The organism is Kordia sp. E (assembly GCF_056033805.1).
On sequence record NZ_JBRASR010000002.1, the window covers coordinates 1,224,862 to 1,247,533 of the forward strand.

Sequence of the window (22,672 nt, forward strand, 5' to 3'; positions counted from 1 at the left end):
TGACGCTCGAATTTTAAAATTATTTAAAAATACGATAGTTTTTTAAAAAAGCAGTTTTATATTTTCGACTTAACATTACTTTTTCAGCATTTGTAAGGATAATTAGATTGTCATCGGGATATACCATTTTTATTTTATCCGTATTGACAATTAAGTTTCTATGCACTCTAATAAATTGTGCTTCAGAAAATTCTTTTATTAATTGTGTCAATGAGATGTGTACTAAAAAAGATTCTTCATCAGTATTTAGATTGCAATATTGTCCTTCTACAGAAATAGAGATAATATCTTTTACGTTAATTTTTACTAAGGCTTTATTCTTTTTGATGAAAATAGCATCGTTATGATGAATAGGAATTTTTTGAGAAAATGCACCTTCTTGCGCTACTGTTTTTTCAATGGCTAACTCAATCGCAAATAACAATTCTAGTGGATTGAATGGTTTGATGAGGTAATTATGCGGATTTGTAATTTTCGCTTCTTCAAAAATAGTAGATTCAATAGAACTTGTAATAAAAATAAAAGGTTTGTCGTGTCCAATTTCGTTTGCAAACTCAATACCTTCTGGTTTCCCTTTGATGAAAATATCGAGCAAAGCAATGTCAAAATCAACCGAATTGATAAGCTCGAGTCCTTCTTTAAGGTTTGAAGCAACGCCAACAACTTCTATATTTTGCTGTGAAAGTGTTTCTTTTAGTAATACTGTATCTTCTTCACGATCTTCAAAGATTAACACTTTTACTTCATTTGCCATGTTGTAATGTTTTTGTTTGTAAAGTAATAGAAACCGTTGTTCCTTTATTTTTTGTGCTTGAAATTGTAAAGTTTCCGCCGTTTTTTTCAATTAACTCCTGACTCAATTGCAACCCTAAACCTGTACTTATGTTTCCTTTAGTGTCTGCTGTCGAAACACTTTTTTTCTGCGCAAAATTTGTAGTATCAAAACCAACGCCTTCATCTATAATTTGCAAGTTACAAGTGTTATTATTTTCAGTAGCTTTTATAGTAATATTTCCTGCTGTAAAGGAGAATTTTATAGCATTATCTAATACATTTCGTAATACGATTTTGAGCGAATTCGCGTCAGCATACACAAAAAATGCATCATCAATACTTGTGGTAAGGACTAATTTATTTTCCTCAATAATTGGTAAATAATCATAGGTTACTTGTGCTATAATAGACGCTAATTGTAACTTATTTTGATGAAAAAGTAACTTGTTTTGATGTTGCATTGTCCAGTGCAAGGTATTGTCAATCAACAATGCAGTATTCTTAGCCAAATTGTAACCTTCTGAAATTGAAGAGTGTTGTTTTTTAGGAATTTTATTTTTTTCCGTTTGATGTAATATGTTGTGTAATTTTGCTTTTAGCGTATGAATCGGTGTTTTAAGATCGTGCGTTAAAATAGAGAAGAGTTTGTTTTTTGTTGTATTCAGCTCTTTAATGATCGTATTCTGTTTGCGCATTCGTATATAGAAATAACTCAAGAATAAAAGTAAAACTAGCGCCAAAATTGCAATAATACTATAGAAGAATTTTTCCTGTTGTTCGGTTTTTAATTTTTCGTCATTGGCAATCTTAGCGATCTTTTTATCATTTTGTGCAGTTTCCCATATTTGATCTCTATTCCAAATGCTGTCTTTAATTTTTTCATACTCTTTTCGATAGTTCAATGCTTTGGAAAAATCTTTTCGGTTTTCTTCTACAACCGCAAGATTTAATAAGGCATTTTGCAATACTTCTAAATTATTGGCACGTTTGGCATATGTCAAACCTTTTTCAAAAAACGGAATTGCTAAATCGTCTTTGTATTGCTGATAGTACAAATTTGCAATGTCTAGACTTGATCGCGCTAAGCCAAGTGTATCATTATATTTTTGATTCAAACGATAACTTTCAAGTAAGTTTTCTTGCGCTTTATCATATTTCTCCATGTGTAAATAACATAAGCCAAGATTATGAAGGTTTATACGACTTCCTAAAGCATTATCATCATTTGTAGTTTTCCATTTTTCTAAAACTTCTATCGCTTTTGAAAACGCTCTTTTTTCTTTATAAATTACTCCTAGTAACGCATATTGATTGTTTAAAGATGGACTTTGATAGCGCGTTCCAATTTCAATGGCTTTTTCAAAACTTATAAAAGCTTCATCTAATAGCTTCTTCTTTAATAAAATCCGCCCTTTAATCGTATGTAAAATGTAAAGTTGTTTGTTGTTTTTTATATGATTTCGTGATAATAATTGTGTAATATAGATATACGCAGTGTCTATTTTTTCGTTTGAAAAAAGATAATGTGCTTGATGAAAATCGTCTTTGTAAGATTTGTCAAAATATGTAGAATCTTTACTGCATATTGCGCAACTTTCTAGAATTTCGTGTTTAAAACTAGCCGTATATTCTTTTTCTTGAGCAATAATTAAGTTTGCAAAAAGAAAACAAAACCAATAGATCGATAAATTTTTTAGATGTACTTTCATCTTACAGTTTATGATTCATCAGAAGGCGGAATTCCTGATGTTGTAACTGTTCCACGAGATAATTTTGTGCCGATATCACCATTTTCATCAGGCGCAGTGTCATATTGAAAAATGACATTGATGGCTTTGTCATCTCCATTTTTCTCATCAAGAAGACTATATTCAAAATCAATTGCCCAAAGATTCAAGGCTGAAGCTTCTGTAGGAGGAATATTTTCTTTCCATTGTACCGTTATCGTTCGTGTTTCAATAGTATCAAGATGTGTTTTTACGGATTGTCTAGCTTCTGGAGGACTAATAAAAATTTCCTCTATTTCGTTTGGAATGATAGCTAAGATTCGAATAAAATATAGATTTTTTTCATCACTTTTATAAAATTCTACAAGCGGATTTTGTGGTCTTACTCCGATGTTTCGAAGCATATATGACGAAAGATTTTCTGTGTCGTATTTGTATGCTACATAATCATTTTTTCCAGTATTCATTTTCATATGGTTTGATAAAGTTAGTATTACAATTTAACCAAAAAATGAATTGTTTTTTACTTTTTAAACAGAAAATACTACTTGTAAGCAATTAGAAACCTCTTGTAATACAGAAATAACCTCTTGTATAAGTTTTCCCAAAAAACGACTATTTGCAATCCATCTTTGTATCAACAAACGGCGGAATGCGAAAAGCCAAAATAGAGTAGCACTTCAAATTCAATTCAATTAATTATGGCAAGTATTAGCGTAGAAAACAAATCAGATGTAAAAGTTTTATTTTCAGTTTTTAAAAAAGGTGATGCAGCAATTCCTTTCTCAACACAATGGATAAATCCTAATGGAAGTGCTTCTATGGAAATAGGAAACTTTAAAGAGGTTGGTGTTGCTGCACAAACACAAGAAGGTGGAAGATGGGTTTCAGATCCTAGAGTAGGACAAACGTTTACTGCAAATCAAAAATGCGTGTTAACAATAACAAAAGCACTTGGTAAGTAAAATGTCTTTATCAAATCGTCAATATTTTATGGTATTGTAAAGTATTGACGATTTTTTAAAATTAGGCAGGTGGAGCTCCAGAAGTTGTTACCGTTCCTCTAGATAGTTTTTTACCACCCTTAATAATTTCAGGGTTTTTTACAACAGCATTTGTAAATGCATCTATTTGTTTTTGCTTTATCATAATATTATAATTTTATTAAAGCTACAAAAATTTATTTATACCCAATATCTTCCGTTAGCGGAATTCTACTTTTGGCAAAATTTCCTGTTCCAAAGGCAATTTCTCGCCCTTTTTCATCCACCAAACTACTTTCGGCAACGAATAGACTTCTCGATTTGAATTTTAGTTTTCCTGTCGCTGTGATTTTCCCAGAACTTACAGGTCGTGTAATGTTGATATTGAACGAAGTTGTTAAGACAAATGCATCTTTTACAATAGAGTTTACAGCAAAAAAAGCCGCATCATCCAACAGTTTGAAATATACCGAGCCATGAATCGCGCCAAGCGCATGAAAATACTTGGGATCAATCGTTAATTTAATTTCGGCGACTTCATCTTCAATCTTTATTTCGGTCGTTTCATAGAGTTGTGTATTCATATTTGATGTCAAATACATGCGCTCTAATTTTCGGTAATGTTCCATGAGATAAATTTAATGAATTTTACAGTGATATAAACAAAAAATACAGTTTACAATCCTGTAGTTCTTTCAATCCAATCGAATGTTTTCTTGATAACTTTTGGAGCATCAAACCGATAACCAACAAAGAATTCAAAGAAGTTATTCGTTTGTAAAAGGTTTTCTTCTGATTTATCGAAATTGGAAAGGTTTTTTAGGTTATAACGCGCACCGCCATAAAACGAATCTGAGTTGTAACCTAGAATTGCAGCAGAATCATACGTGTAATACAGAAAACTATTATTCTCAGTTGTACTAGTGTCTTGAACCAAATCTACATCGGTTTCTTTTGCAAAATTGATTCCAATTCCTGGTGAAGCTTCTAGAGATAGAAACCAGTTTTTCTTATATACAAATGTATAGAAATAGGAAGGTTTGAGCGTTATATTGAATTCATTCGACTTAATTTCGGTAAAATCTCCTGTATCTTTTAATTTTATGTTGATATAATTATAATCTAAAGAAGGAATAAAGCTTCCTACGGATTTTTGTTGCCAATGAATGTATCCACTGATTGCAGGATACGAAAAATTATCATTGAATTTATAGGCAGTATTTCCAGCATAAGTTGTAGTTCGTAATCCTGAAAGTTGTATGTATGGATCAACACCTTCGCGCCAATCTTCTATAAAATCCTCTGTGTTTTGAACATAAAATCCTTTGATACGTTCGTAACTCACACGTTGCAACCATTTGTTGAAGTAAAATTGAAACCCAATTCCGCTAAGTTCGGTTTCTCCTTTTAAGTTCTCATCATCATTTCCAGGTAAAAACTGTGGGTTAAATCCGAGTGTAATCCCAAAAAAGCGATAATCAAAAGTAAACGATGTTCTGTAACTGCTATTTTGAGTTAGAATTAATGAAGATTCTGCATCTTTTACTTTATATGATTTAACATCACTGCTAAAGTTTGTACGGATGCTAATTTTTCTCTTTAGCGCATCGAAGTACTCGTTTTTTATAACAATAGTATCTTTTGTTTCTGTAGTGCTATAAGTTTGTGCCTTCATACTGAATAACACAAATAAACATATGCATGTTGAAAAAAAAGATCTCATAACTCGTTAAATATACTTATTCTTCGGCAAGTATTTAATCAACAACATCAAAACAAACGAAATAATATATATAGTTACTACAAACTTAAATAGTGTTAGTAAACCATCTGTAAAACTATATAATGAAAAGTAAAGCACTACTATTTTGTAACAGATATATAAGTAGAACACTAACAAAGCGATGCTAGAAATAACGTAAAAGGCTTTTATTTTTTCCGAAATAGTATTGCTAAGTAATGTAGCAATACTTGTAAAAGCAGTGAATAGTGTCATTAAGCACAAAACGATAGGAAATACATTATACGTAGCTGCAATTGTATTCCAGTTGTTTTCTGTTTGTACATTATCAATAGCGCCAATTAGATATTGATATATATTGTAGATGACATTGTTTAGGACATTAAAACCATCATTTAACGAGCCATTTGAATCAATAAAAATAGCACTAATTGTAAATGGAATCAATAATAATATTGGTGCGCCAGCTGTGCAAATAAAACGAATTATAGGTGATTTTGAAGACAACATATAGTCTTCAGTTTTTATAGGTTCACTGTCTAAATTTTCATCAAACATTCCTGAGATTTTCACAAAACCACCAGTTGGAATCCAACCTAAATTGTATTCTGTATGATTTCGTTTGAAACGTATAAAATATTTATTTGCAAATGTGAAGAGTATTCCAAAAGTTTCGACACGTACACCAAAAATACTTGCCAATACACAATGGAATATGTTAAACAAAAACATGACAATTGTTATCGCAATTCCGAAATATACAGCAGTTGTAATTAGATCCATTCTTTTGGATGTTTCAGGACCTCAATCAACTTTGCTTCTTCGCTTCCTGCTTCCGGATGATGATTGTATTTCCATTGCACAGTTGGTGGCAAACTCATTAAAATACTTTCAATACGTCCGTTGGTTTTGAGTCCAAATAATGTTCCTCTATCGTGAACCAAATTGAATTCTACATAGCGACCACGACGTACTTCTTGCCAATCTTTATGGGCTTGTGTGTATTCCATGTGTTTGCGACGTTCTACAATTGGAACATAACTTTCTAAAAAGCTATTTCCAACTTCGGTTACAAAATCAAAACGATCTTGCATGGAAAATTCGTCTGTCTTTTTAAGGTAATCAAAGAACAATCCGCCAACACCTCGAGCTTCGTTTCTATGTGCATTCCAGAAATACTTGTCGCAGGTTTCTTTGTGTTTTGGATAAAATTCTGGATGATGTTTATCACACGCAGTTTTGCAAGTCGTATGAAAGTGTGTGGCATCTTCTTCAAACAAATAGTATGGTGTTAAATCTTGTCCGCCGCCAAACCATTGTGTTACTATATTTCCTTCCTTATCATACATTTCAAAATAACGCCAATTAGCATGAACTGTTGGAATGAATGGGTTTTTTGGATGTAATACTAAGCTCAATCCGCATGCAAAAAAATCACCTTCTTCAACCTTAAAGTTTTTACGCAACGCTTCTGGCAATTCACCATGAACCGCCGAAATATTTACGCCACCTTTTTCAAAAATTGCTCCATTTTCAATGACACGCGTTCGTCCGCCGCCGCCTTCTGGACGTTTCCAGAGATCTTCTTGAAATGTAGCTTTTCCATCAAGTTGTTCAATTTTTGATGTAATGGTGTCTTGTAATTGATGAATATAGTTGAGAAAAAGGTCTTTCATGAATTTTTTCGTTTGAGAAATACAAAGATAGGATGATTTACTGTGTTTGCATAATTTGAAAAGCGTTTAAAAGTTATAGTGATAATTGGTTTTCAGCAAACTTTTCAGGATGCAATGCTTTGATAGTTTCTGTGGTTGAAGCCACAACCGATAATGGCAATACAATCAAAATTCCAACAACAGGAATTAATAGAATGCTCATAAAAACGATGCCGTTTCCTATAGCAACTCCTTTGTTTCTTTTAACAAACGCTACACTATCTCTAAATGAAAAATACCGTTCTAAGGTATAATCCATGTTTCCAAAACCTGCGTAATACGATTGTACTAAGAAGATTAAAATTAAGAAGATGAAACCTATTAATGGAATAAAACTAAAGATGAATAGTGGAATAATCCAGAGTATTTCTACAATTAAATTACGAAGATTAATTCGAATTCCTCTTGCCAATGCTGAGGTTTGTGCTTTGAATCCTGTTCCTTTGTTTGAAACTTTTCCGATGAGATGAAGTTCTATTTTTTCAGAAATCGGACTCATAAACGGTGCAACGATTGCCATAAGTGCATGCTTAAAAACTACAATTCCCAATGCAAGTACAATAAGTCCGCCAATAAAATAACTAATACTTGTTACCGTTTCTTTTCCCCAAGCAAATCCCCAAATACCAGCAATATAACTTCCTAAGTTGTCCGAAAGCCCGTATGCTGTAACGAGTATAACGATTCCGAGTATAAAACTGATTCCTATTGGAACGACAAAGTAACGCCACAAATTGAGTTTATTCAGTATTGAAAATGCTGAAAAGTAGGCTTGAATTCCGTTAAATATATCTTTTATCATAATAATCGTTCAAAATGTAAAACGTCCATGTTATTTCCGTAAAAATCTGTATGTCCATTTTTGACACGTTTTGTCAATACAAAGTTATACTTTTCTGCGATACGAAGGCTTCCGGGATTGTCTTTCCCAATTCTAAGAATCGCTTTTTGAAGCTTTAATTCTTTTTTACAATAGGCGATAAGTTGTGAAATTCCATCCGAAGTAATTCCTTTCCCTTCGTAACTTTCACCAATAAAATAGGCAAGTTCACACTCTTTTGTTGTCCAATCAATCTTTTTAATGATTAATAAACCAATTGGTAATTCAGTAGCTGTATTTACAATTTTAAACGTGTAGTTTTTCTTTGCAGCAACTTCTCGCATTTTTTTATTGATATAATTTTCTGTAGCAATAACCGAACAGTTTTCTCTGGCTGTAATTGGAAAGTATTGATGCAATCGTTTTGCATTTGCTTGAATTAACTCAAAAAGTAAATTCGTATCTTTTTGTTCTAAAAGTGCTATGGAAAATAGTGTTTGCATGAAAATTTTGAATTCAAAACCTTTTGAGTTTTTATTTTCTTTTACTAAGTTAAGGTAAAATGCTAATTGTTTATAGAGAACAGGTAACTCTTTAAATACCAGGGGGAATAAAAATTACTGACTAACCTTATTTTTATTAATAATGGAAAAAGATAAAACAATATTGAATTTTTTAGACCGAATCAAAAATTTGATAGATCAAAATAATATAGAAATTATAGATCATTGGAAAGATGATTTGTGTGCAATTGGAATTAAAAAAAGAGAAAAACTCTTGTATGTCTCTACATATAATTATCTTGAAGATGAAATTGTAAGGTATGATTTTGATCTAGAATTGATTGATAGTTCAGGTGAAACTAAAATTCATGTTTTGAAAAGAGGAAAGAAAATAGAAGAAAAAGAGCTGATACTAGAATTAAAAGCCTTTTTTGAAATATAATAGTCAAAAAAAGAGTCGCTGTTTCAAAATACAGCGACTCTTTTAACTTTATTATATAAAATTACGCTTTATACTCTTTTACAGCATCGATAAATGCTTTTGCATTGTCTAATGGAATGTCTGGCAAAATTCCGTGACCTAGATTTACAATGTATTTGTCTTTTCCGAATTCGTCAATCATTTGATGTACCATTTTTTTGATTTCCGCTGGTGGCGAATATAAACGTGTTGGATCAAAGTTTCCTTGAAGTGTGATGTTTCCACCTGTTAAATAACGTGCATTTCGTGCAGAACATGTCCAATCGATTCCTAAAGCAGAAGCATTTGAATTTGCCATTTCTCCTAATGCAAACCAACAACCTTTTCCAAAGGCAATTACTGGTGCATCATCTTTTAAAGCTTCAATAATTTGATTGATATATTGCCAAGAAAATTCTTGATAATCCGTTGGTGATAACATTCCGCCCCAAGAATCAAATACTTGAACCGCGTTTACACCAGCTTTTACTTTTTCTTTTAAATATGCAATGGTTGTGTCTGTAATTTTTTGCAATAATTGATGCGCTGCAACAGGATTTGTAAAGCAGAATTTCTTTGCTTTGTCAAAGTTTTTACTTCCTTGACCTTGTACACAGTAGCAAAGAATTGTCCACGGAGAACCTGCAAAACCAATTAATGGAATTTCATCATTTAGTAATTCTTTTGTTGCTTTGATGGCTTTGTATACGTAGTCTAACTCAACAGTTACATCAGGAACAATTACATTGTCAACGTCTTTTTGAGTGCGCACCGGATTTGGCAAATATGGACCAAAATCTGGCTTCATTTGCACTTCAATATTCATAGCTTGCGGAATTACTAAAATGTCGCAAAATAAAATTGCAGCGTCCATTCCGTAACGACGAATTGGTTGTACTGTAATTTCACTTGCCAATTCTGGAGTTCGACAACGTGTAAAGAAGTCATACTTCTTTTTTATTTCCATGAATTCTGGTAAATATCTTCCTGCTTGACGCATCATCCAAACTGGTGGACGTTCTACCACTTCTCCTTTTAAAGCTCTTAAAAATAAATCGTTCTTTATCATAATTAAGTATTGAGGTGCTAGTATTGAGAATTGAGAAAACTCAATGCTAACATTTACTATTCATTTCATTTTACGAAATGTCAAGCTCATTCTTCCATTTTCAGTATCTGATTTTGGAATTGCGTGTTGCCATTCGTCTTGTACTTCGTTTGTCATATAAATAAAAGAACCTGATTGTAAATCGAAGTCTTTTAGTATATTTTTATCTTTTATATTTCGAAATCGTAATGTGCGCGTTTCTCCAATAGAAACAATTCCAACGCCTGTATTTTCTGTTAATATATCTGTTTGATCAGAATGAAATCCCATGCTCGATTTTCCATCTAAATAATAATTAATCAAACAATTATTTGGGGCAAAATTTAGCGTTTTTTCAATTAAATCAATAATTTCTTGTACTTCTTTTATAAATGGTTGATACGGATAGCTAATTTGAGAATAGTTATATGCTTCTCCATAACTTGCTGTTTTTCGAGCAGACATACGCTCATCCCAAGAAACATTGTTTTTTAAAAATTCAAACAATACTTCAGGATTTTTTATAAAATCCGCTATGTATGTTATTCCGTTCATTTTTTTAGTATTGAGATGTTAGTATTAAAAATTGAGAAATTTAATTCCTCAATACTAATTCCTCACTTTTAATTTTCTATTTTAAAGTACTTCTCGATACTAAATTTCTGCGAAATTTCACTCGAAGTGACATTGAGATGATTTAATTTTTATCTAACATCTAACATCTAACATCTAACATCTAACATCTAACATCTAACATCTAAACATAATGCTCATTCACCAATTCAATCACACTTTCTACCGTTGGCACTTTTGCAATGCGAACATCTTCGAAATGTTGTTTTGCTTCCTTTGCCGTGGTTTCGCCAATGCAAAACGCAATCCCTTTTGCTTTATTTGCTGATACATAACTTTGTACTGTTGATGGACTATAAAACAGAATACCTTCAACACTTTCTTGAAGTTTTTCAGCATCTAACATCGTTTTATAGGCGTGTACTTCTGTGACTTCTATATGATTTTCTTCTAGAATTGTCGGCAACGCATCTAAGCGAATATCGCTACAAAAATACGTTACATTTGTTCCACTAATATATTCTACTAAATGCTCTGCAAGCAGTTTAGAGTTGCGCGCTGATTTTACAACTGGACCAATTTTTTGCTCAATGAGTTTTTTGGTACGTCGTCCAACACAGTAAATATTTTTAAATTGTAATTCGTCAGCCGAAAAATTTTGTACTAATGCTTCTACAGCATTTTTACTTGTAATGACTACATTTTTTATTGGATTTCTAACAACTTGTGGCTTGATTCTATTCAAGCTTATTTTGATGAAATCACTACTTTCTACCGTTACTTTTTCATTGAATAATTGGCGTTGTGCTTCCGTCAGTAATTTTGTAGAATATACATTGGTTTGATTTCCAGAAACTTTAATTTCTTCCATTAAACGTTTTCCGCCACGTTCTATGATGAAATTTGAACAGTATTCAGCCAATTCGTGATGTTCTCCAAGTTTGTCATAACGACTTACCGAAATTTTCTTTGTTCCGTCCGTACTTAGTAAAACACCTTCTAAGGTGACAACTTCTTCTTTTATATAGGCAATAGCTCCAATTGGAGCAGTACAGCCGCCTTCTAGTAAGTTTAGAAATTTACGTTCAATTGTTGTACAAATTTCAGTTTCCTCATGATTAATTTCAGCGCAAATTGCTCTAACTTCCTCATCTTCTTCTAGCGCAGTAATCATAATTGCACCTTGTCCAGGTGCAGGAACCATCCATTCTAAGTTTACAGAATCTTCGGGTCTTAGACCAATTCTACCCAATCCAGCGGCAGCGAAAATAGCACCATTCCAATGTTCGGTATCTTCAAGTTTTTGTAAACGCGTGTTTACATTTCCACGTAAATCTTCAATTGAATGTGTTGGATAACGATTTAACCATTGTGCTTTTCGGCGTAAGCTTCCAGTTGCAATAACAGCCTCACGTTCTGATAAGAATTCTTCGTTCTTTTTGAAAACCAGCGTATCACGTACATTTCCACGTTTTAAAACCGCGGCTTGTATAATGCCTTTTGGTAATACTGTTGGAACATCTTTTAACGAATGCACAGCAATATCAATGTCGTTATTGAGCATTGCAATATCAAGTGTTCGTGTAAAGATTCCTGTAATTCCGAGTTCGTACAGTGGTTTGTCTAAAACTAAATCTCCAGTAGCTTTTACGGGCACTAAAATGGTTTTGTGACCAAGATGTTCTAGTTGATCTTGTACTACTTTAGCTTGCCACAATGCGAGTTCACTATCTCTAGTCCCGATTCTGATGAGTTTACTCATATTGAGTTATTTTCCAATTGAAATACTTTTTGTATTAATGCTACACTTTCTTCTGAAGTTGTGTTTTCATCTTTGAGATGATTGGCGAATTGTGTAGTTATTTTTTGAATGATTCTATTTGTGATGATTTCTGCTTGAGATTCATCGAAATCATTTATTTTTTTACGCTGAAAGTTGATTTCCGCATTTTTCATTGCTGTTAGCTTTTGCTTCAACGCTTTGATAGTTGGTGCAAATTTTCGTGTTTCTAACCACGCAATGAATTCTGATTTTACTTCGTCAATGATTGCTTCCGCTTTTGGAATGTGTGTTTTTCTTTTTTCTAATGTTTCATCGGTAATTTGCGATAAAGCATCTAAATGAACAAGTGTAACGTTGTCTAACTCATTTACATTTCGTGAAACGTTTTCAGGAATTGATAAGTCTAACACAAGCAATTCTTTGTTCGTATGAATGTCTTCTTTAGAAACCGTTGGAAGTTGTGCGCCAGTTGCTACAATTAATACATCTGTTTTTTGAATTTCAGAAGTAAGATTTTCATAATCTTTCACAGTTAAGTTGAACTTTCCAGCAATTCTTTCAGCCTTGTCTTTTGTTCTATTGATTAATGTGATATGATTATTTTTTGTGTGCTTCACCAAGTTTTCACAAGTATTTCTTCCAATTTTTCCTGTTCCGAATAGTAGAATGTTTTTCTCAGAGATATTTTCTACGTTCTTCAGAATGTATTGAACAGAAGCAAAAGCAACTGAAGTCGCTCCTGAAGAGATTGCCGTTTCCGTTTTGATACGTTTGCTAGCTGTAATTACTGCATTTACCATACGTTCCATAAAACCATTGATCAATCCAGCTCCTTGCGAAGCTTTGAATCCTTTTTTCAATTGTGATATGATTTCAAAATCTCCTAAGATTTGACTGTCTAATCCTGTACCAACTTTAAACAAGTGCGAAATGGCATCTTTATTTTTATGAATGTAGGCAACATCTTGAAATTCTTCAGCAGTTCCGTTTGAGTAGTCACAAAGTAATTTAATGAATTGACAAGGATGTTGTGCAAAACCGTAGATTTCTGTTCGGTTACATGTAGATATGATAAGTGCACCATCTCCAATGTTATCAACCTTTATAGTTTCTAAGATAGAAGCTTGAGCAGTATCTGGTAAACTAAATTTCCCACGAATGTGTGCTTCCGCTTTTTGGTAGCTAAGTCCTACACAGTAGAAAGAATTATGTTTTGATATGTTGTATTGCTTCATGAAATTTCTAAATTCGTTAACAAAAGTATCATTAGCGGTCAAATAAAAATAACGCTCAAGGGACTTTTTATATCGCTATAAGTTTTTTAGATGCGTTTCTTTTTAAAAACTTGCGAAATGTTGTAATTTTACTGCAAAATAAGCCTTTTTAGGTCACTTAACATAGAATGATTCTAAATAAAGTAAAAACACGTATTTCTACTTATGGAAGAAAAAAATATCGCTCAAGGTACTTTACAAGAGACTCAAATTGAAGATGGATTTTATATTTTGAAGCTTCAAAATGATAGTGATGATACTCAGCAACTTATCCGAGAAATTGACAGTAGTTTTATACAATTTCACTTTAGTGTAAAAGGTGAGTGTAAGTTCAATTTTAATAATGGACGTTATTCTTTTGACGTATTAGACGAACATGCATTGTTGCTATATAATCCACAAACGGACTTACCTATTAATGTAGATGTAAAGCCAAAAACATGGTTGATTTCTGTGTTAATTCCGATTAAGAAGTTTCATTCATTATTTTCAACAGAAGCTAATTATATTCACTTTTTGGATGCTGATAAGAAGGATAAAAAGTATTACGATAATAAAAAGATAACGCCTATGATGGCTGTTGTATTGAATCAAATGATCAATTATAACATGCACGAATCGATTAAAAAGTTATACTTAAAAGGAAAAGCATACGAATTGTTGAGTTTGTATTTTAACAGAAGTGAAGATGCCGATATTGAACAATGTCCGTTTTTGGTAGATGAAGATAATGTATTGAAAATTCGAAAAGCAAAAGATATTGTGATTGCAAATATGGCCGAACCACCAGGATTGCAAGAATTGGCAAATCAGGTTGGTTTAAATATCAAGAAATTGAAAGAAGGTTTTAAACAAATTTATGGCGACTCCGTATTTAGTTTTTTGTTTGATTATAAAATGGAATACGCACGCAAGCTCTTAGAATCGGGAAGTTATAACGTAAACGAAGTTGGATTGAAAGTAGGTTATAGTACTGCAAGTCATTTTATTTCTGCTTTTAAAAAGAAATACGGCACAACACCTAAGAAGTATATTCAGGCAAGTGTGAACGCTTAAATTTTTCTAACAACTTGGTTTATCATTCCTGCGAAGACAGGAATCCTTTACAAATGATTTCTTATCGTTATGTGAAGCTGAATCAAGTTCAGATTGACGCTATAAAGTATAATTATCTCTTCACATACTAATCCTATTTTACAGAATACTTACGCATAAATGCGGTACTATTTACGTACTATCCGCAATGGCAACTTCCGTAGTTATGGTCTGTTTTGATGACTAATTTCAGTCCAAATTTGTGTTTCAATTACAAGGTGATATCTGAAAAACCTTAAACGAGTAAGAAACACAATTAAACAGTAAAATCATGGAAACTAGTGCAATTCAAAACCAAATGCTTGAGCTTATAGAAAAGCTTGAACAAAAATCATTAATCACCAATGAACAATATAGTTTACTAAAGCAAGACTTTAAACAAACTTTTGACTTTGATGCACCTGTTGATTGGTTAGATGTCCGAAAATTATTTTTCAATACAGGTGTTGATCCTGAGTTTGAAGTTGAACCAATGAATTCAGCAAATTTGTGTCCTACGTTTGTTCCTGTATTGAATAAAATTAATTCGCTACGTTTTCAATTCAATGCAGACATTTCTATGCAATCAAGACAAGAGCGATATAAACTAATTTTAGAAGCTATCCGAGAAGTAATTGCGCAACATGTTGGTGCTGTGTCTGAGTCAGATGTTAAAAATATTGCTTTGGTGCGTAATACTAGTGAGGCAAATAATCAACTTTCTAAAGGATTTAAATTATGGGAAGGCAATACTGTGCTGCTATGGGACGAAAATCATCCTACAAATAATAATGTTTGGAGATTGAGATCTACGGAAACGAAAAAAGTTGAAATGTTTTCACTCAAAACGGTCAATTTTACGAATTGGACAGATGAGCGAATTCTAACAGCAATCTGCAATATCATTATAGAAAAAATCAAAAATACTGCTGGAAAAACCGTCATGTTAAGTTTTTCAGAAGTGTCTAATATTTCGGGTATTTGTATGCCTTCAAAAGAAATTGTGGAAAGAGTACGTGCAATATATCCTGACATTCATATTCATGTTGATGGCGCGGTAAGTTGGGGCGGTTTGGAAATAAATCTAATAGAGAAAAACGGAAGAAAAGGTGTAGACTGTGACAGTTTTGCTTCAAGTTCACATAAATGGCTAATGGGACCGTTTGAAACAGGTCTTTTTTATATGAAACCTGAGCGCGCTAAAAATTTCGATATTAGTATTCATGCATATGATGGTAAAATTGGTTTTGAAGATACTTTGCCTGAAGATACATCACGATTTGAATTGCTTGGACAAAGAGATGAAGCCAATATTTATGCCTTGGGACAAACAATTTCAGAACACGATAAGATAAACGGGATTGATCCGAAGCGTATTGAAACAAGAGTTAAATCTCTTCAAGACGATTTAAGAAGAAAATTAAATTTCATGGCTAGAAGTTTAGGAGTAGAAATTGTATATGTTACGCCTACTTCCAAAAAATTCTCTAATGGTGTGACAGTGTTTAAAATTGTTTCGTCAAGAACAACAATTAATCATCAAGATTTATATAATTATTTATATGGTAAGAAAGGTGAAAAAAGTCGTTTCGCCGTAGGTTTTATTCCTGAAATAAAAACTGGGAATACGCGTCCTGAAGGACTTAGAATTTGTCCTCATATTATGAATTTGCCAAACCAAATTTCTGCGGTTGTAGCTAAGATAGCGAAGTTTATTCGTGAAGAAAATAATATTACTACAGAAGTATTAGATGCATTAACAGTACAAGAAAACTAGCCTTAAACTAAAAACATTTATAAGCATTTCGTAAACTCAACTGATGTAGTTTGCGGAATGTTTATTTTGGATCAACTGAGCAAAGTTGAAATACAATTTTCTATCGAAAATCACTCGAAAAGTCGTTTGGTTGTTTAATTTCCATCTAACATCTAACATCTAACATCTAACATCTAACATCTAACATCTAACATCTAACATCTAACATCTAACATCTAACATCTAACATCTAACATCTAACATCTAATATCTAGTTCGTCCACTAATGCGTTTTCTGTTTTTATATTTTACGAGTTCAATAGCTTTATCGTAGATTTCATCTTCAATTTCGTCTCCGTAAATTTTTGTGCCATCATATTTTTTTGAGTAGAAATAGGCTGTTGTGTTAAGTTTTTCTTCGTCTAAGAAAGCGATATAGTACAGTTTTGTACTGCTTGTATATGTACTTTTCTTTGTGATTTTGAAAAAGTAAATAGTAATGTTTCCATCTTCATTTTCAACCTGTTTTTTGGTCACAAATTCAATTTCATCTTTTTCCTCATTAAAACTAATTTCATTGATCAATCGAGTTTCCGCATAGCGTTGTTGAGTTTTTAACGAATCGGGTACGACTGCTAATAAATCCTTTTTTGCTAATTTGTATAGAGTTGCAGAAAGCGCTTTTTTATCTTCAATTGTCTTTTCTTTTAATGCTGGTGAAATTGATTCTTGGTTTTCAGCTAACAGCGCAAAATAGGTTGATAACGCACTTTTAGCATCACTTTTGACCAATTTATTAAAGAAATCTTTGATGTTTTTGTCTTTTCTAAATGGAAATAAAAGCTTTACATATCGGTTTAAAGCATAATTACTGTTACTATTATAAGATGATTTCCCTATGTTTCTTTTGATTTCTATTTTAGCATCATTTAGTAATTGATTCTTATATTTTTTATAAGTTTTTGGTTTGATAAGACTACTATCAACCAATTGCGTTAACAATGAATATACAGGTGTTTTATATTCTTGAATGCTTGAATAATTGAGCAATTCTGGGAATAAAACTCTTTTTAAAGCCAAACTGTTTTTTCCAGTTTTAAACAATCTGCTTGTTCCTCTAGAATCGAGTGGAAAATCTTTTTCAAGTAATGAAAGTACTAGTTCATACGAATCTTCTTCTTTTTGTAATAACAACGATTTTAAGATGGCTGTTTGTGTTTTTGGCTTGTCATATGCTGTAACATACAAATCTTTAAAAAACGGATGAATTCGATCGTTTTCGAGCTTTCCAAGTGATCGTATTAAGTAATTCTTAATATTTTCTCTGTCTTCCGGGAAATCGTGTTCTTTTAAAATAGAAATAATGGTATTTGCATGTTTGTCTGTAAACTTAATTTTTGCGTACGATTTTAATATAATACTATCATTGTTTTTAATTCCGTCAAAGAAAATTTTTGTTTTATCTGTGAAAATATCTTTTCCAAGCAATGTGTCCAACGGTTGAAATGTTTCATAGAAATTATTGACAAACTCAGAAGGTTCAGCAATTGAATCTTCTAGCGTAAGCAAACCATACATAACACCTTTCTTTAAAATGTTTTTCATGTAAAAACGCTTGGCGCTAGCCGTATCTTTTAAACGATATGTACTGTAATAAGAGTTGTCTTTTTCCCATATCTTTTTGTCTTCAATAACCAAATCGTGTTTGTAGCCTTTTTCAAATGAACTCCAAACACTATCAATATTGTGATACATTTGTAAATCGTGATATTTTATACGCTTTACGAATACTTTTTCGTTACTTTTTGATGTATATACAATATATTTTTTGTCTTCATCATACGCTTTCTTTTTTGACTTATAACGTCCGTAAGCTGCGCTAGTTTCAGGTTGTTTAGCACTGGTTAATACAGAGAAATGTAACGATGTATCAATAACTGTTTTGAACTTTTCGTACTTAGGTTTTTCTAGCTTAAACGAATTGAAATACGCAGTAGCTTTTTCTTTCTTTTTTCCGATATAACCGAGCAAATAATAGCTTTCGTCTTTTACAATAGTTTTAAGGTGAATATGATCTTGTTTTAAGGTATCAATCAATGCGGAAGATTCATAACTTTGATAGCCAAAATCAACAAATTTCCCTGTTTCTTTGGTTAAATCGAAAGTAGTATAAAAGTTATCATGAATATATTTTGCTTCAAATTTATCTTCTTCAATATAAGTTAAGTCGTTGTTCATTACTTCTTTAAAGAAATAATATTGATTGTCTACTTCAGCTTGCAACAACTTGTTTCCATAGTTTTTAGTATTGTCGGAAATGTAATTCGCAGGAAATAAAAAGCTGTATTTATTATACTCAGAAGCATACGTTTTTAGCTCGCTAGAAGGCACACGAAACGAAATAGAATCAAAAATTTCTTTTTCGTATTCTAGTACAAAATCTTTCTTTCCAGCAAACTTGATAATAATGACTTCCAGAGGCGTTTTGTAAATATGATACTTTTGGTAATCGCCTTTTTTAGTTTTGTTTACAATGCTAAATCCTGGAAACGGACTAGTCAATGCCTTTTTTGAAATAATATCACCTGGAATATCTTCATATAATAACGGATCAATTTCGTCAAGCGTAATTTTTTCCTCATTCGGAAAATGATCATATGTATTCAATCGTGTAATTGTCAAATACGCACCATTTGTCATATCGGGCGCTAAATAAAACTTTTGCTCTTTATAGACAAACTCACGAAGTTCGTCAAAGGTTTTTACCGTAATAAATCCATCTGGTGTGCTATATGAATTTAAATAGGGTTTTACGTGTAAATCTTCTAATTTGGCTTTCGCTTTTAATGCAAAATCTGTTTGTTTAGACGTTAATGGTTTTACGGTATAACCTCTGTCTTCCAACATTTGCAACATGCCTTTTTCTCCTGCCAAATGCGCTGCGCCAACTCCTGCAAATACGGTTTTGTGTTGCATTAATGAATCCATTACAATTACCATATTCTCATTGCGCTTGAACAACATGTGTTCTCTGTAAAATTCAGTATTTACAGCAGCTCCGATAGAATCTAACAAGTCAATATTTCGATCTCTATACACATCTTCTTGTAATGTATATTTATTTTTTTTCTTAAACTTTTTTTGGAGCCATTCCGCTGGTTTTTTCTTCAAACGATTAAACGCAGCACGCGATGTTAAATAACGTGATTCGGCAATATCTTCCAAACTAATAATAGGCTTATTGTTCTTTTTTCCAGCTTGATAAATAAACATATCTAAATACGTTTCTTCTTCAAAATCATCTGCGCCAGCTTGTTTTCTGTATAAATATCCATTGATAATTCTGTTGTCAAACCGAATAATACGACGTACAATTTCTTTCTTTGAAAACTGTGGATTAAAATTGCTCGTATAAAAATTTCGTTCATTATAATTTCGTCGCGTAGTAGTTACCATTCGCTCATAATTATGCGCTAGCCAAGTAGTTGGGTCAGACTCTAAAGCGATAGTTTCACTCTCTTGTAATGCTTTAAAAAAGACATCATCCAAGCGAAATGCTACTTTTTTACTTACGTGCATTGTTCCATACAAATAGGAAGGTTTTTCCATGCCGTTTCCGGAAACCTCCCAAAGGAGACTTTGTTTGGATTCTTGTGAAAAAAGGACTGCTGTAAAAATCAGGGATAAAATAGATATATAAACTCTCATAAAAATCATGTGCAATATTAAAACCAATACATGCGATTGGTAATTTGGTAACAATGTACTAAAGATAACAAATCTTTCCTGTTAACAGAATCATAATGCGTGAAAATAGCTTTTGAATGAGTATATAAAGATTTCCTATGATAGCCTATTCATTTATTGAATATAGTGTCGTATTTTTGAGCGTTGAAACAAAAGAAACAGATGAAACGAGCATGTTCAAAATTTTATCACTTAAGTGAATGATTAATAGCGAACAGCATGTGACAAATAAAAAACAATAAATACAAACACATGAAAGGTGTATTATTAATTAATTTAGGATCTCCCGATAGTCCAAACCCTAAAGATGTAAAAAGATATTTAGGCGAATTTTTAATGGACGGACGTGTTATTGATGTTCCTTATTTACTTCGCGCATTTTTAGTAAAAGGAATTATATTAAATACGCGACCAAAAAAATCTGCAAAAGCATACCAGAAAATTTGGTGGGAAGAAGGTTCTCCGTTAATTGTTATTTCTGAACGTTTTCATAAAAAAGTACAAGACCGTGCCAAAATTCCTGTAGCATTAGGAATGCGTTACGGTTCTATGAGTATTCAAAAAGGATTAAAAGAATTACACGATCAAGGTGTTGACGATGTATTAGTGGTGCCATTATATCCGCATTATGCAATGTCTTCTACAGAAACAGTCATTGAAAAAACAAAAGAACAACAACAAAAGCATTTTCCAAAAATGAACTTAACGGTTGTTCCATCATTTTACAATCACCCAGATTACATTCGTGTAATGTCTGACAACATAAAATCGCACATAGAAGGTGTTGATTATGATCATATCTTGTTTTCATATCACGGAATTCCTGAACGTCACATTCGCAAAAGTGATCCAACAAAATCACACTGTAAAATAGATGGAAGTTGTTGTGAAACAGCATCCAAAGCACATGCAACGTGCTACAGACATCAATGTTTTGAAACCACAAAAGAAATTGCAAAATACTTAGACTTGCCAGAAGGAAAATATAGCAACTCATTCCAATCACGTTTAGGTGGCGATCCTTGGTTAAAACCCTATACAGATTTTGAATTTGAACGTTTTCCGAAAGAAGGGAAAAAGAACCTAGTTGTTATTACGCCTGCATTTGTTGCAGATTGTTTAGAAACTTTGGAAGAAATCGCAATGGAAGGTGAAGAAGAATTCAAAGAAGCTGGTGGAGAAGAATACAAACACATTCCATGCTTAAATGACAGTGACGCTTGGGTAAAAGTAATGACACGTTGGATTAATGAATGGAGCGTAGCTTCAAAAGAGGAAGTAACAGCCTAATGGCAAACAAAGCTTCTGCCGAACTCGGTAACGCGCCTATTGGTAAACTACTAATCTCGCAAGCACTTCCTGCATCCATAGGAATTCTTGTAATGTCACTAAACATGGTAGTTGATACCATTTTTGTGGGACAATGGATTGGTCCAATGGCAATTGCCGCAATAACGGTAGTAGTTCCGCTTACCTTTTTAATTGCATCAATAGGAATGGCAATTGGAGTTGGTGGTGCGTCTATCATTTCCAGAGCATTAGGAGCAGATGATCATGACAAAGCACAACGCACGTTTGGAAATCAAATAGTATTGTCTTTAGGGTTGTCAGTTTTCTTTGTCATTGTCGGTCTTATCTTTAAAGAAGAAGCGTTGGCGCTTTTTGGCGCGAATGGTAAAATTCTCGGTCCAGCCGAAATATACTATACAATCATCATGTATTGCATTCCGTTTTTGGCACTTTGCATGACGGGAAACCCAGTTGTACGTGCGGAAGGAAAACCAAAATTTGCAATGGTTGCCTTGATTCTTCCAGCGATTGGGAATATTCTCTTTGATTATATATTTATCAATGTATTGGATATGGGAATGGCTGGTGCAGCTTGGGCAACGTCTATATCATACTTTATCTGTTTTGTGTTTATCTATTGGTTTTTCTTTTCAAAACATAGTGAACTCAAAATACGCTTGAAATGTTTCAAACTAGAGCAACCTATAGTTCGTGAAATCACAGAACTTGGTGGTGTTACGTTGGCACGACAAGGAATGGTAAGTATCTTATCGATTATTTTAAATCATACATTATTTGCTTATGGAGGCGAAGCATCTGTGACCATTTACGGAATCATAAGTCGAATGTTAATGTTTGCATTATTTCCAGTCATGGGAATCTCACAAGGATTTTTACCAATTGCAGGATTCAATTATGGAGCAGAAAAATTTGAACGTGTTCGAGAAAGTATCAATATTTCTATTAAATACGGAACAGGATTAGCGTTGGCAATCTTTGCTATCATTATGTTTTTTCCAGAACAAATTACTGCTGTTTTTACGAATGATGAGGTTGTAATTAGAGACGCCCCAAATGCTTTGCGTTGGGTTTTCTTGGTAACACCATTAATTGCGGTACAAATGATCGGTTCTGGGTATTTTCAAGCAATTGGAAAAGCAATTCCAGCATTACTGCTAACACTCACAAAACAAGGATTTTTCTTAATTCCGTTAATTCTAATCTTACCAAAATACTATGGAATTTTTGGAGTTTGGATATCATTTCCTATTGCCGATTTACTGTCAACCATTCTCACAGGTTGGTATCTCAATAAAGAAATTCGGCGTACGCTAAAAACAGTAAAACAATAAGAATTTGTTTCTA

General features: G+C 32.7%; 21 protein-coding genes. 6 read left to right on the forward strand and 15 right to left on the reverse strand.

Annotated elements, in window-relative coordinates; all coding sequences use genetic code 11:
• Positions 1-19 precede the first annotated feature (19 nt).
• From ACUUYC_RS08490 to ACUUYC_RS08500, 3 genes are read right to left on the reverse strand one after another with little or no spacing between them, the layout of a single operon-like run.
• Complete coding sequence (locus ACUUYC_RS08490; RefSeq protein ID WP_474265250.1) at positions 20-754, reverse strand: LytR/AlgR family response regulator transcription factor; 735 nt, start codon at positions 752-754, stop codon at positions 20-22.
• The gene (locus tag ACUUYC_RS08495; protein ID WP_474265251.1) at positions 744-2,483 is read right to left on the reverse strand and encodes a tetratricopeptide repeat-containing sensor histidine kinase; all 1,740 of its coding nucleotides are present in this window, start codon (positions 2,481-2,483) and stop codon (positions 744-746) included. The genes ACUUYC_RS08490 and ACUUYC_RS08495 overlap by 11 nt, the downstream gene beginning before the upstream one ends.
• Positions 2,484-2,491: 8 nt before the next feature.
• Positions 2,492-2,968: a hypothetical protein gene (locus ACUUYC_RS08500; protein ID WP_474265252.1), complete on the reverse strand. Its 477-nt coding sequence runs from the start codon at positions 2,966-2,968 to the stop codon at positions 2,492-2,494.
• Between the two features lie 234 nt (positions 2,969-3,202).
• Between ACUUYC_RS08500 and ACUUYC_RS08505 the strand changes: the two genes are divergently transcribed.
• Positions 3,203-3,466, forward strand: a complete 264-nt coding sequence (locus ACUUYC_RS08505; RefSeq protein ID WP_474265253.1) for a hypothetical protein — start codon at positions 3,203-3,205, stop codon at positions 3,464-3,466.
• A 61-nt stretch (positions 3,467-3,527) separates the two neighbouring features.
• On the opposite strand, the gene ACUUYC_RS08510 is transcribed toward ACUUYC_RS08505, so the two are convergent.
• From ACUUYC_RS08510 to ACUUYC_RS08540, 7 genes are all read right to left on the reverse strand, one after another.
• Positions 3,528-3,650 (reverse strand): hypothetical protein, encoded by a 123-nt coding sequence (locus ACUUYC_RS08510; RefSeq protein WP_474265254.1) that lies wholly within the window; start codon positions 3,648-3,650, stop codon positions 3,528-3,530.
• Between the two features lie 31 nt (positions 3,651-3,681).
• On the reverse strand, positions 3,682-4,113 hold the full coding sequence (locus ACUUYC_RS08515; protein WP_474265255.1) for a PaaI family thioesterase: 432 nt from the start codon (positions 4,111-4,113) through the stop codon (positions 3,682-3,684).
• Between the two features lie 47 nt (positions 4,114-4,160).
• Positions 4,161-5,159 carry a DUF4421 family protein gene (locus ACUUYC_RS08520; protein ID WP_474265256.1) on the reverse strand — a complete coding sequence of 333 codons (999 nt, stop codon included), beginning with the start codon at positions 5,157-5,159 and terminating at the stop codon, positions 4,161-4,163.
• Positions 5,160-5,213: 54 nt separating this feature from the next.
• A complete protein-coding gene (locus ACUUYC_RS08525; protein ID WP_474265257.1) occupies positions 5,214-6,008 on the reverse strand; it encodes a site-2 protease family protein in 795 nt (264 codons plus the stop codon).
• Positions 5,999-6,901, reverse strand: coding sequence for an oxygen-dependent coproporphyrinogen oxidase (hemF, locus tag ACUUYC_RS08530; RefSeq protein WP_474265258.1), 903 nt, complete (start codon positions 6,899-6,901; stop codon positions 5,999-6,001). Before hemF ends, ACUUYC_RS08525 begins: the two co-directional genes overlap by 10 nt.
• A 73-nt stretch (positions 6,902-6,974) precedes the next feature.
• Positions 6,975-7,742 (reverse strand): EI24 domain-containing protein, encoded by a 768-nt coding sequence (locus tag ACUUYC_RS08535; protein ID WP_474265259.1) that lies wholly within the window; start codon positions 7,740-7,742, stop codon positions 6,975-6,977.
• Positions 7,739-8,263, reverse strand: a complete 525-nt coding sequence (locus ACUUYC_RS08540; protein ID WP_474265260.1) for a GNAT family N-acetyltransferase — start codon at positions 8,261-8,263, stop codon at positions 7,739-7,741. The genes ACUUYC_RS08535 and ACUUYC_RS08540 overlap by 4 nt, the downstream gene beginning before the upstream one ends.
• Positions 8,264-8,405: 142 nt before the next feature.
• On the opposite strand from ACUUYC_RS08540, the gene ACUUYC_RS08545 reads away from it, so the two are divergent.
• On the forward strand, positions 8,406-8,705 hold the full coding sequence (locus ACUUYC_RS08545) for a hypothetical protein (RefSeq protein WP_474265261.1): 300 nt from the start codon (positions 8,406-8,408) through the stop codon (positions 8,703-8,705).
• Between the two features lie 61 nt (positions 8,706-8,766).
• On the opposite strand, the gene hemE is transcribed toward ACUUYC_RS08545, so the two are convergent.
• From hemE to hemA, 4 genes are all read right to left on the reverse strand, one after another.
• Positions 8,767-9,792 (reverse strand): uroporphyrinogen decarboxylase, encoded by a 1,026-nt coding sequence (hemE, locus tag ACUUYC_RS08550; protein ID WP_474265263.1) that lies wholly within the window; start codon positions 9,790-9,792, stop codon positions 8,767-8,769.
• A gap of 60 nt (positions 9,793-9,852) precedes the next feature.
• Positions 9,853-10,365, reverse strand: coding sequence for an alpha-ketoglutarate-dependent dioxygenase AlkB (locus tag ACUUYC_RS08555; RefSeq protein WP_474265266.1), 513 nt, complete (start codon positions 10,363-10,365; stop codon positions 9,853-9,855).
• Between the two features lie 202 nt (positions 10,366-10,567).
• Positions 10,568-12,145, reverse strand: coding sequence for a hydroxymethylbilane synthase (gene hemC / locus ACUUYC_RS08560; protein ID WP_474265267.1), 1,578 nt, complete (start codon positions 12,143-12,145; stop codon positions 10,568-10,570).
• The gene (gene hemA, locus ACUUYC_RS08565) at positions 12,142-13,401 is read right to left on the reverse strand and encodes a glutamyl-tRNA reductase (RefSeq protein WP_474265268.1); all 1,260 of its coding nucleotides are present in this window, start codon (positions 13,399-13,401) and stop codon (positions 12,142-12,144) included. The genes hemC and hemA overlap by 4 nt, the downstream gene beginning before the upstream one ends.
• Before the next feature lie 204 nt (positions 13,402-13,605).
• On the opposite strand from hemA, the gene ACUUYC_RS08570 reads away from it, so the two are divergent.
• The gene (locus ACUUYC_RS08570) at positions 13,606-14,496 is read left to right on the forward strand and encodes a helix-turn-helix transcriptional regulator (RefSeq protein WP_474265269.1); all 891 of its coding nucleotides are present in this window, start codon (positions 13,606-13,608) and stop codon (positions 14,494-14,496) included.
• 310 nt (positions 14,497-14,806) lie between these two features.
• Positions 14,807-16,291 (forward strand): aminotransferase class V-fold PLP-dependent enzyme, encoded by a 1,485-nt coding sequence (locus ACUUYC_RS08575; protein WP_474265270.1) that lies wholly within the window; start codon positions 14,807-14,809, stop codon positions 16,289-16,291.
• A gap of 243 nt (positions 16,292-16,534) precedes the next feature.
• Here ACUUYC_RS08575 and ACUUYC_RS08580 read toward each other — a convergent pair whose 3' ends face one another.
• Entirely contained in the window at positions 16,535-19,987 is a 3,453-nt protein-coding gene (locus ACUUYC_RS08580) for a TraB/GumN family protein (RefSeq protein ID WP_474265271.1), read from the reverse strand.
• Between the two features lie 282 nt (positions 19,988-20,269).
• On the opposite strand from ACUUYC_RS08580, the gene hemH reads away from it, so the two are divergent.
• Both hemH and ACUUYC_RS08590 read left to right on the forward strand, forming a co-directional pair.
• Positions 20,270-21,307, forward strand: coding sequence for a ferrochelatase (gene hemH, locus ACUUYC_RS08585; protein ID WP_474265272.1), 1,038 nt, complete (start codon positions 20,270-20,272; stop codon positions 21,305-21,307).
• A complete protein-coding gene (locus ACUUYC_RS08590) occupies positions 21,307-22,659 on the forward strand; it encodes an MATE family efflux transporter (RefSeq protein WP_474266366.1) in 1,353 nt (450 codons plus the stop codon). The genes hemH and ACUUYC_RS08590 overlap by 1 nt, the downstream gene beginning before the upstream one ends.
• Positions 22,660-22,672 lie beyond the last annotated feature (13 nt).

Excerpts from the sequence above, each read along its gene's own strand:
- ACUUYC_RS08490 (WP_474265250.1), bottom strand. The coding sequence starts at position 754 with ATGGCAAATGAAGTAAAAGTGTTAATCTTTGAAGATCGTGAAGAAGAT.
- ACUUYC_RS08495 (WP_474265251.1), bottom strand. The coding sequence starts at position 2,483 with ATGAAAGTACATCTAAAAAATTTATCGATCTATTGGTTTTGTTTTCTT.
- ACUUYC_RS08500 (WP_474265252.1), bottom strand. The coding sequence starts at position 2,968 with ATGAATACTGGAAAAAATGATTATGTAGCATACAAATACGACACAGAA.
- ACUUYC_RS08505 (WP_474265253.1), top strand. The coding sequence starts at position 3,203 with ATGGCAAGTATTAGCGTAGAAAACAAATCAGATGTAAAAGTTTTATTT.
- ACUUYC_RS08510 (WP_474265254.1), bottom strand. The coding sequence starts at position 3,650 with ATGATAAAGCAAAAACAAATAGATGCATTTACAAATGCTGTTGTAAAA.
- ACUUYC_RS08515 (WP_474265255.1), bottom strand. The coding sequence starts at position 4,113 with ATGGAACATTACCGAAAATTAGAGCGCATGTATTTGACATCAAATATG.
- ACUUYC_RS08520 (WP_474265256.1), bottom strand. The coding sequence starts at position 5,159 with ATGAAGGCACAAACTTATAGCACTACAGAAACAAAAGATACTATTGTT.
- ACUUYC_RS08525 (WP_474265257.1), bottom strand. The coding sequence starts at position 6,008 with ATGGATCTAATTACAACTGCTGTATATTTCGGAATTGCGATAACAATT.
- hemF (WP_474265258.1), bottom strand. The coding sequence starts at position 6,901 with ATGAAAGACCTTTTTCTCAACTATATTCATCAATTACAAGACACCATT.
- ACUUYC_RS08535 (WP_474265259.1), bottom strand. The coding sequence starts at position 7,742 with ATGATAAAAGATATATTTAACGGAATTCAAGCCTACTTTTCAGCATTT.
- ACUUYC_RS08540 (WP_474265260.1), bottom strand. The coding sequence starts at position 8,263 with ATGCAAACACTATTTTCCATAGCACTTTTAGAACAAAAAGATACGAAT.
- ACUUYC_RS08545 (WP_474265261.1), top strand. The coding sequence starts at position 8,406 with ATGGAAAAAGATAAAACAATATTGAATTTTTTAGACCGAATCAAAAAT.
- hemE (WP_474265263.1), bottom strand. The coding sequence starts at position 9,792 with ATGATAAAGAACGATTTATTTTTAAGAGCTTTAAAAGGAGAAGTGGTA.
- ACUUYC_RS08555 (WP_474265266.1), bottom strand. The coding sequence starts at position 10,365 with ATGAACGGAATAACATACATAGCGGATTTTATAAAAAATCCTGAAGTA.
- hemC (WP_474265267.1), bottom strand. The coding sequence starts at position 12,145 with ATGAGTAAACTCATCAGAATCGGGACTAGAGATAGTGAACTCGCATTG.
- hemA (WP_474265268.1), bottom strand. The coding sequence starts at position 13,401 with ATGAAGCAATACAACATATCAAAACATAATTCTTTCTACTGTGTAGGA.
- ACUUYC_RS08570 (WP_474265269.1), top strand. The coding sequence starts at position 13,606 with ATGGAAGAAAAAAATATCGCTCAAGGTACTTTACAAGAGACTCAAATT.
- ACUUYC_RS08575 (WP_474265270.1), top strand. The coding sequence starts at position 14,807 with ATGGAAACTAGTGCAATTCAAAACCAAATGCTTGAGCTTATAGAAAAG.
- ACUUYC_RS08580 (WP_474265271.1), bottom strand. The coding sequence starts at position 19,987 with ATGATTTTTATGAGAGTTTATATATCTATTTTATCCCTGATTTTTACA.
- hemH (WP_474265272.1), top strand. The coding sequence starts at position 20,270 with ATGAAAGGTGTATTATTAATTAATTTAGGATCTCCCGATAGTCCAAAC.
- ACUUYC_RS08590 (WP_474266366.1), top strand. The coding sequence starts at position 21,307 with ATGGCAAACAAAGCTTCTGCCGAACTCGGTAACGCGCCTATTGGTAAA.